This is a genomic window from Kitasatospora sp. NPDC059462 (genome assembly GCF_042749955.1).
Classification (GTDB): Bacteria; Actinomycetota; Actinomycetes; order Streptomycetales; family Streptomycetaceae; genus Kitasatospora.
The window spans coordinates 1-9,432 of sequence record NZ_JBHYUU010000258.1; the positions used below are offsets into that span (position 1 = coordinate 1).

The window sequence follows — 9,432 nt, forward strand, 5'->3', positions numbered from 1 at the left end:
AGGCGGACTTGATGGAGCAACCCCCGCGCGCGCGGGGCCGACGGTGTCCAGCTTGGCGTTGGCGATCCCGGCGACGAGCAACCCCCGCGAGCGCGGGGCCGACCGTTTGGAGCACCGCGGCTTCTACCCTCCGCCGGAGCAACCCCCGCGAGCGCGGGGCCGACAAGAGCACGACGCCAGTCACCTGGCCAGCTACGGAGCAACCCCCGCGAGCGCGGGGCCGACCACCGTCCAGCGAGAGACCGACCCGGATGCCGAGAGCAACCCCCGCGAGCGCGGGGCCGACACTTGCTGACCTGCGGGTTCTTGCGTCAGAGGGCGCTGGTTGATTCAGTTCGATTGAATGGCCGCCTGGATGGAAGTAGATGGGTCACCGTCATCTCCACTTGTTCCCGGGCCGGTTGTCAGTGCTGTGGCCTACGCTCCCGAAGCGTAGTCGCATGCGGAGGTCGAGATGGTGGTTGAGGGCCATTGGCGGGGCTACCCGCCTGAGGTCGGGGGCTGGTTGGGCGCGTTGTGGGGCAAGTCGGCTGGGCGGGCGGGAGGGACGGCGAATCTTCTGCTTTCGCACATGCTGGACACCGCCGCGGTGGCCGAGGCGGTCTGGGACCGCTACCTCCCGCAGGTTACGCGGTGGCGTCTGGACGGCTTGGCGGGGGGCGTGGGGAAGGGGCGGCGCCTGTTCGCGTGGTTGTGCGGGGTTCATGACCTGGGCAAGGCCACCCCGGCGTTCCAGCATCTCGATGCCGCGGGTGAGGCGGCCGTCCGGCAGGCGGGGCTCACGTGGGACAAGTACGCGGTGAAGGGGTCGTCCTGGCGGCACGACAAGGCCGGCGCGCGGGTGCTGAGGGCGCTGCTCGCCGAGGCGAAGTGGAGTGAGGAACAGGTCGGCTGGGTCTGGCCGTTGGTCGCCGGCCACCATGGCCTGGTCCCGACAGTCGGGCAGCTCGCCCCGCCGAAGAAGAACGAGAAGCTGCAGGGGCACAGCCGGCCTTGGAGGCTCGCGCAGCGGGCCTTGGCGGAGGTGTTCTCCCGGGAGGTCGGCTACGACGGTGAGTCGCCGCTTTCCGGGGTGGAGCCCGTTCTGGTGCCGAGTCGTGCGATGCAGCTTCAGCTGTCCGGCTTCGTGGTGATGGCGGATTGGATTGCCAGCGACGAACGGCACTTCACCGGCGTGTCGGATCTGTCGAGGGTGACGATGTCCCGGGCTCGGCAGCGGGCTGCGGCGGCGTGGTCGAAGCTGGAACTGCGCGGTGGCTGGGGTGCGTTGGCGGTTCCCGGGCCGGAGTCGTTCCGGGATCGCTTCGGTCATGGGCCCAGGCCGTCGCAGGAGCTGGTCCTCGATGTGGTGCGTCGGATGGGCGGGCCTGGCCTGGTGATCGTCGAAGCGCCGATGGGGGAGGGGAAGACGAAGGCGGCGCTGGCCGTGGCGGAGGCGTTGGCGGCCCGCTACGGCGCGGACGGGCTGTTCCTGGGTATGCCGACCCAGGCGACCGCGGACCCGATGTTCACCCAGGTGCGCTCGTGGCTGCGCGAGGTCGGGGAGGGGCTGGAGGACCAGGTCGCGCTGCTGCACGGCAAGCGGATGTTCAACAAGGAGTGGCGTGGCCTGTTGGAGGGCGCGGGGGAGTGGGGGCAGGGCGCGGACGACCCGTTCTCCTTGGTGGGGGAGGACGAGTACGGTCTGCCGGCCGACTCCTTCGACGGGTGTGAGGGTGCGGCGCGCAGAGCCCCCGCGGAGTGGTTCCTGGGACGCCGTCGTGGTCTGCTGAGCCCGTTCGCGGTCGGCACGATCGACCAGCTCCTGTATGCCGCGACTCGAACCAAGCATGTGATGCTGCGGACGGCCGGTCTGGTCGGCAAGGTCGTGATCCTGGACGAGGTTCACGCCGCCGATGTCTACATGTCGCAGTTCCTGTTGGAGGGGTTGTGGTGGCTCGGGCAGGCCGGAGTGCCGGTGGTGCTGCTGTCGGCGACCTTGCCGCCCGAGCAGCGGCATCGTCTGGTCGCCGCGTACCTGGCCGGTGCGCAGTCGGCGGAGGAGCCTGCGGGGCTGGGGCTTCCGGAGCCACAGGGCTATCCGAGCGTGACGGCTGCCTGGGTGGGCCGGGACGGTCGGCCGGAGCTGTTGGTCGAGAGCGGAGAGTCGTGGCGCGGCGACCTCCGGGTCCAGGTCGAACTGCTGAACGAGGCGACGGTGGCGGCTCGGGGCGATGACCCCGGAACGGCCGATGCCGCCGTGGCCGACTGCCTCAAGGACCGCCTGACCGACGGCGGATGCGCCCTGGTCATCCGCAACACCGTCGCCCGCGCCCAGTCCACCTTCGAATCCCTCCAGAAGGAGTTCGGCTCCGACGTCCGCCTCCTGCACGGCCGCCTGCACGCCGGCCACAGGGCGGACCGTACGCAGCAGGTGTTGGACTTCCTCGGACCGCCCAGCCAGGGACATGAGCGCCCCGACAGGCTGATCGTCGTTGCCACCCAGCTCGCCGAGCAGTCCTTCGACGTCGACGCCGACCTGCTGATCACCGACCTCGCCCCGATCGACCTGCTCCTCCAGCGCATCGGCCGCCTCCACCGCCACGACGGCGTGAAACGCCCCCACCGGCTGTCCCGGCCCACCGTGGTCGTCACCGGCCTCCACCTCCACGACGACGAAGCCCCGCACATCCTGGGCGCCTCCGAGAAGATCTACGGCCGCTACCTGCTCCTGCGCACGGCCGCCGAGATCAAGCGGGTGACCAAGGACGGCGGGGACACGTGGGGCATCCCCGGTCAGGTGCCGGACCTGGTGGCGCGGGTTTACGGCACCGGCCCCGTCGTCCCGGACACATGGGCCGAGGCCGAGACGCAGGCCCGGCAGGACTGGGAGAGGCGGCAGGCCGAGCGCCGCGAGAACGCCACCCGGTACGTGCTCACCCGCGCTGGGGAGCACGGCGAACCGACCCTGGCCGGACTGCACCGCGGTGCCCACGGCAAGCTGACCGAGGGACAGTTCGAGGCACTCGTCCGCGACGGTGAACGGAGCGTGGAAGTCGTCCTGGTACGCCGCACCGGGAGCGGCTTCCACGCGATGGCCGGCCGCAGGCTCGGCCCGAACGGCGAGGTCGCCGCCGAACTGCTGGACGACGTCCTCGCGGGAACGGTGCGCCTCCCCGCCAAACTGACAGCGGCGGCCGAGCAGGCGCTCGGCCCGCTGGCCGGCTGGCGCGACCACCCCTGGCTGCGCTACAGCCTGGCCCTCGAACTCGACGAGGACGGCGAAGCGACCCTCGGAGACTTCCGGCTGCGCTACGACGACGACCTCGGCCTCGTGGTGAGCGGGGGACGCCGGTACGGATGGCGGTGAGGTGGTGGGCCGGGCGATTGCCGGGCCCACCCCCCAACCCCGCGAGTGCGGGGCCGACTTGTGCCCGTCACGGGCGGCCAAACACGGCCAGGGGCCATCCCCGCGCGAGCGAACCTGCGGGGCCGATGGGCAATTCAAGCATTCGCCCCACGATCGGCCGCTGATGATGCCACGATGATTCAACAACGAGCTAAACAGGGCTAGTTGGGAGATAGGCGCGTGTCTGGGTACAACCTTGTCGACGAACCTTGGCTGACGGTGCGGCCTGTCGGCGGAGGCCCTCCCGTTGAGCTGGGGATCGCCGAGGTTCTGGCCCGTGCCCACGAGTTCGAGGGGATCGTCGTCGAGTTCTCCACCCAGCTCCCGGCCCTCCTGCGCCAGGTCCTGCTGCCCATCGTCGCCCACGCCACCGGAGCGCCCGGGACGCTCCGCGAGAAGGGCGAGCGCCTCACGCAGAACGGAGGGTTCGCCGAGGACGAGCGCAAACGCCTCCAGGTCCATCTCGACGAGCACCGGGCGAAGTTCGACCTCTTCGACCCGGCCGCCCCGTTCGCGCAGGTCGCAGGGCTGCGCACCGCGAAGGACGAGACGAAGGGCTCTGCCGCTCTCGTGGCGACGGCCGCGAGCGGCAACAACGTCCCGCTGTTCGCCAGCCGCACGGACGCGGACCCGCTCGACCTGACACCGGCCCAGGCCGCCCACTGGCTCCTGCACGCCCACTGCTGGGACACCGCGGCGATCAAGACCGGCGTCGTCGGCGACGACCAGGTCAAGGCGGGCAAGACCACCGGGAACCCCACCGGCCCGCTCGGCCAGCTCGGCGTGATCGTCCCCACCGGGCGCACCCTGTACGAGACGCTCATGCTCAACCTCCCGGTCATCCCGCTCAGCGTCCTCGGCGTCCCTCAGTGGATGCGGGGCCCCCACGGCCCGTCCTGGACGGCGCGCGCAGCCGAGGGTCTGCTCGACCTGTGGACCTGGCAGGCCCGGCGGATCCGTCTCGTCCCGCACCGGGATGACGCCGGGCAGCTGAGAGTCGCACGGGTGGTCATCAGCGCCGGCGACCGCCTCACGCGGCTGCCCGAGCAGGAGCCGCACACCGCCTGGACGTTCACTGCCCCCGCCAAGAAGTCCGTTTCAGCCCTGCCCGAGCGCCGGCCGCGCCGCCACACCCAGGGCAAGGCCGCCTGGCGGGGCCTGGACGCCCTCCTCGCCCCCATCCGCCAGAGCGCCGACGGGGCCTTCGAGACCAGCGTCCTGCTCGATGAGGTCAGCGGACTGCAGGAGAGCGGCAAGCTCGGCGCCGACTACCCGCTTCAGGTCGAGACCTTCGGCATGGTCTACGGCACCCAGTCCGCCGTCGTCGAGGACGTCATCCACGACGCCATTCCGCTGCCGCTGCTCGCTCTCCATCAGGACAGCGAAGCCCACCAGTTCCTCCTGGACGCGGCCGAACAGGCGGAACTCCTCGCGAGGGCCGTCAACAACCTCTCCGCGGACCTGCGCCGCGCCGCCGGCACCGACCCCATCCCCTGGGACAAGGGCCAGCGCCCCGGCGATCTCCTCCTGCACATCCTCGACCCCCTGGTGCGCCGCCTGCTCGCCGGCGTGCGCGCAGCCGGTGACGACGAGGACGTCCTGGAACGGGGTCGGCTCGCGTGGGAGCGGATCGCCCACCGCCACGCTGGGGAGGCGGCGAACACGCTCCTGCTGGCCGCACCGGCCGCCGCGTTCGGCGGCCGGACGATCGACCAGAGCGGCAAATCGGGCAAGGCACAGACCTACCGGCTCGGCACGGCCGGCGCCAACTTCCGGCGCCAGGTCGACGAGATCCTCCCCCGCCACACCGATGCCGTGCGGCAGGCGGCCGCCGCACGGGAAGCCGAGACCGGACCTGCCCTCGACTCCGACCCCGCCCCTGGAGCGGACTTTGACTACTGAGCACACCACTGCCCGCAAAAAGCGCCGGTACTGGGACGATTTCACCGCCCCCGACCACACCTGGCGCACCGACCCCCGCACCAAGCAGCCACGCCGACCCCCCGGCGAGGACCTCGCCGCCATGCGCTCCGGCCTCGGACGGCCCGCCATGGACAGCCCCAGGACGTGGCCGCTCTACAGCTGTGACGTCGACGACCGTCTCGCGCTGCGCGACGAGGTCTCCGACGAGCAGAAGGCCGAACACGCCGCCCTGGCCCTCTACGGCCTGCACCAGCAGAGCCAGTCCACACCGATGCACCGCCGGGGCGTCAAACTCGGCGAGGCCCTGCGGGCCCTGCGCCGCAGCGGCAAGTTCAGCGAGGAAGCCCTCGACACCCGGGTCGCCCAACTCGCGGGCGCCACCAGCGTGTCCGCGCTGCTGGTCCACCTGCGCGGCCTGATCACCCAACTGCGCACCGTCGGGCAGCCGCTGGACTACAACCACCTGATGGCCGACATTCAGGCCTGGCACCACACCGACCGGCGCCCGCAGGTCCGCCTCAAGTGGGCCGTCGGCTACCAGGCGTGGAAGGAGAAGGCGCCCGCCGACTGACCCCGCCTGCCCGCCGCTCAGCTGCCCGTACCGCCATCCCCGAGGAGAAGCGCATGACCGACCGCCTCTACATCGACGTGCACATCCTGCAGACCGTCCCGCCGGCCAACCTCAACCGGGACGACAACGGCAACCCCAAGGAGGCCTACTTCGGCGGCAAGCGCCGCTCCCGCGTCTCCTCCCAGGCCTGGAAGCGCGCCACACGCCTGCACTTCGCCGAGAGCCGCGACCGGCAGGACCTCGCCACCCGCACCAAGCGGATCGCCTCCCAGCTCGCCAAAGGCATCGCCGAACGCACCCCCGTCTCGGCGGAGGACGCGCAGCGGATCGCCGACGCCCTGATCAAGACGACCGGGATCTCCGCAGGCAAGAAGGAAGGCGACACCGCCTACCTCCTCTTCTACGGCCGCCGCCAGCTGGCCGCCATCGCCGACCTGGTCGCCGACACCGCCGCCGACCTCGCCGCCCTCGACGCCAAAGCCCTGGAGGAGGCCGTCAAGGCCCTGCCGATCAAGGAGCAGCTGCAGACCGGCCACCCGGCGGACGTCGCCCTCTTCGGCCGCATGGTCGCCGACATCCCCAGCCTGAACGTCGACGCCGCCACGCAGGTCGCCCACGCGATCTCCACCCATGCGGCCGAGCTCGAATTCGACTACTACACGGCCGTCGACGACGAGAACACCGCCGACGAGACCGGGGCCGGCATGATCGGCACCATCGGCTTCAACTCCGCCACCCTCTACCGCTACGCGACCGTCGGTCTGCACCAGCTGCGCGACAACCTCGGCGACGACAAGGCCGCCGTCGACGCCGTCGACCTCTTCGTCGACTCCTTCGCCCGTTCCATGCCCACCGGCTACGGCAACTCCTTCGCCCACCGCACCCGCCCCAGCCTGGTCGCCGTCGTCGTCCGCGCAGACCAGCCCGTGAACCTCGTCTCCGCCTACGAGAACCCCGTCCCGGCGAGCCAGGGCATCGTCGCCGAGTCCGCGCGCCGCCTCGCAGGGGAGTTCGCCACCGCCACCGAGCAGTGGGGCGACGAACCGGCCTACGCCGCCATCTGCCACACCCTCGGAACCGACACCGACACCGACACTGGCACCGATGCCGACGAGACCGGGCAGAAGCTCGCGAAGGCGTTCGGGGCGAACCGCACCTTCACCGAACTGCGCGACGGCCTGCGCGCCGCCCTCACCGAGCGGGTGAACGGCAACTGATGCCCGCCGACCCCACACCCGGTCCCGCCCCCGCCGCGGACCGGCAGGACGAGGCGCAGGCGGTCCTCGTCCTGCGCCTGGCCGGCCCGCTCCAGTCCTGGGGCGACCGCAGCGCCTTCAACCGCCGCGACAGCCGGCCCCAGCCGACCAAGTCCGGCGTCGTCGGCCTGCTCGCCGCCGCCGCAGGCCGACCACGCGAAGCGGACATCACCGACCTCGTCGGCCTTCGCCTGGGTGTGCGCACCGACCAGCCCGGCACCCTGCTGCGCGACTACCACACGGTCAGCGACTACCGCGGCCGTCCGCTCCCGCAGGCCGGCGTCAACGCCAAGGGCCTGCAGAAGCCGACCTCCCCGGCCAAGGACACCCACGTCACCCACCGCTACTACCTCCAGGACGCGGTGTTCATCGCCGCCGTCCAGGGCCCGGCCGCGCTCGTCACGGCGCTCGCCGAGGCGGTTCGCAGCCCCGCCTTCCCACTCGCGCTCGGCCGGCGCTCGTGCGTTCCGACCCAGCCGATCGTCCTCGGCGCGGTGCGCGACGCCACCCTGGAGGACGTCCTGGCCGCGGAGCCCTGGCAGGCGGGCGCGCCTGCCAGGGACGCCTACCGGCGGCGGGCCGAACGGGGTCCGGAGCCGTTCTCGCCGCACCGGATCGACCTGGCGGCGACCTTCGACGACCCGGCGGGCGAGGACACCCTCCAGGACGTCCCGCGCACCTTCGCACCCCGCGAACGCGGCTTCTCCACCCGGCGGATCCGCCACGAATGGCTCAGCGTCCCCACCGGCTTCGCCCCGTCCACCACGACCACGCACCCGGCCACCGACGCCGGCGGCCACGACCCGTTCGCCCTGCTGGGCTGGTGACCCGATGACCTACCTCTCCCGCGTCCGCATCAACCCCCTGCGCGCCGCCAGCCGCAACCTGCTCGCCAATCCCCGAGCCCTGCACGGCGCCGTCCTGGCCGGCATCCCCGACACCGCCCCCGGCGACCGGATCCTGTGGCGCCTGGACGCCGACCACCCCCGCCGCCCCATGCTGCTCGTCCTCACCCCCTCCAAGCCCGACTGGACCCACATCGTCGAACAGGCCGGCTGGCCCGACGCCGACGGCGAGCATTACGCCATCCGCGACTACAGCCCGCTGCTCGCCCAGCTCGCGGTCGGCCGGGAGTTCGCCTTCCGCCTCAAGGCCAGCCCCGTGCAGAACACGTCCAAGCCCGACAAGGCGAGCCCGCACCGCACCAAGACCGAGGCCGAACTGCGCCACCGCTCCTACCGCATGGCCCACCGCACCGCCGCGCAGCAACTCACCTGGTTCCTGGAGCGCACCACTCGCTGGGGTTTCACCATCCCCGAGGCACGCACCGACGACCCGGCACCGGGCCTCGAACCGTCGGTCGCGGATGCTCCCGCGGACGCGCAGTCCGCACGAGAGGTGAGGATCACCGACCGAAGCCGCAGTACCTTCACCAAGCCCGGCACCCGCACCCCGGTCACCCTCACCACCGCCACTTTCGAAGGCCGTCTGCGCGTCAGCGACCCCGGCCTGCTGCACGGCGCGCTCCTCGGCGGGATCGGCCCGTCCAAGGCCTACGGCTGCGGCCTGCTCACCCTCGCCCCGCTCCGGGCAGGGGCTCGCTGACCCATGGCCGACATCTGGTGGAAAGCCCACCCGCACGACCTGCACCGCCTCGCCGACCGCGTCTCCAGCGTCTACGTCGAGCGCAGCCACATCGACCGCGACGAGAACGCCGTCGTCGTCATCAACAAACGCGAGACCGTGCGCGTCCCCGCCGCCATGGTCGCCGTCATGCTCCTGGGCCCCGGCACCCGCATCACCCACGGCGCCGTCAACCTCCTCGCCGACTCCGGCACCACCGTGTGCTGGGTCGGCGAACAGGGCGTGCGCATGTACGCGGCCGGCCTCGGCCCCAGCCGCGGCGCGGCCCTGCTCAACCGGCAGGCCTGGCTGGTCAGCCGCACCAAGGAACGCCTCGCTGTCGCCCGCGCCATGTACCGGATGCGGTTCCCGGGCGAGGATGTCAGCACGGCCACCATGCAGCAGCTGCGCGGACGCGAGGGCGCCCGCATCCGCAAGCTCTACCAGGCCGAGGCACGCCGCACCGGCGTCCCCTGGAACGGCCGCGTCTACAAGGCCGGCGATGCCCACGCCGCGGGCGACGACCTGAACCGCCTCCTGTCGGCAGCCAACGCCGCGCTCTACGGCATCTGCCACGGACTTGTCCGCCCGATCATGTGACTATCGCCTGGCTCGCTCGTTGGTTCGGGCATGGGGCGGGGAGATCTTACGGATGCCGAGTGGGAACGGCT

The 9,432-nt window shown here is 71.8% G+C and carries 6 protein-coding genes, 1 pseudogene and 1 CRISPR repeat array; all 7 genes and pseudogenes read left to right on the forward strand.

Annotated elements, in window-relative coordinates; genetic code table 11:
- Positions 1-14: 14 nt before the first annotated feature.
- Positions 15-286: direct repeats of the CRISPR family, unit length 28 nt; unit sequence GAGCAACCCCCGCGAGCGCGGGGCCGAC.
- A 168-nt stretch (positions 287-454) separates the two neighbouring features.
- Positions 455-3,349, forward strand: coding sequence for a CRISPR-associated helicase Cas3' (cas3, locus tag ACFXAM_RS35805; RefSeq protein WP_380297765.1), 2,895 nt, complete (start codon positions 455-457; stop codon positions 3,347-3,349).
- A 219-nt stretch (positions 3,350-3,568) separates the two neighbouring features.
- Positions 3,569-5,290, forward strand: coding sequence for a type I-E CRISPR-associated protein Cse1/CasA (gene casA / locus ACFXAM_RS35810; protein WP_380297766.1), 1,722 nt, complete (start codon positions 3,569-3,571; stop codon positions 5,288-5,290).
- Positions 5,280-5,882, forward strand: coding sequence for a type I-E CRISPR-associated protein Cse2/CasB (casB, locus tag ACFXAM_RS35815; RefSeq protein WP_380297767.1), 603 nt, complete (start codon positions 5,280-5,282; stop codon positions 5,880-5,882). Before casA ends, casB begins: the two co-directional genes overlap by 11 nt.
- A 53-nt stretch (positions 5,883-5,935) precedes the next feature.
- Complete coding sequence (cas7e, locus tag ACFXAM_RS35820) at positions 5,936-7,099, forward strand: type I-E CRISPR-associated protein Cas7/Cse4/CasC (protein ID WP_380297769.1); 1,164 nt, start codon at positions 5,936-5,938, stop codon at positions 7,097-7,099.
- Positions 7,099-7,965, forward strand: a complete 867-nt coding sequence (gene cas5e, locus ACFXAM_RS35825; RefSeq protein WP_380297770.1) for a type I-E CRISPR-associated protein Cas5/CasD — start codon at positions 7,099-7,101, stop codon at positions 7,963-7,965. Before cas7e ends, cas5e begins: the two co-directional genes overlap by 1 nt.
- Positions 7,966-7,969: 4 nt before the next feature.
- On the forward strand, positions 7,970-8,743 hold the full coding sequence (gene cas6e / locus ACFXAM_RS35830) for a type I-E CRISPR-associated protein Cas6/Cse3/CasE (protein ID WP_380297771.1): 774 nt from the start codon (positions 7,970-7,972) through the stop codon (positions 8,741-8,743).
- 3 nt (positions 8,744-8,746) lie between these two features.
- Positions 8,747-9,346: pseudogene (gene cas1e, locus ACFXAM_RS35835) on the forward strand (type I-E CRISPR-associated endonuclease Cas1e); the annotation flags it as partial.
- Positions 9,347-9,432 lie beyond the last annotated feature (86 nt).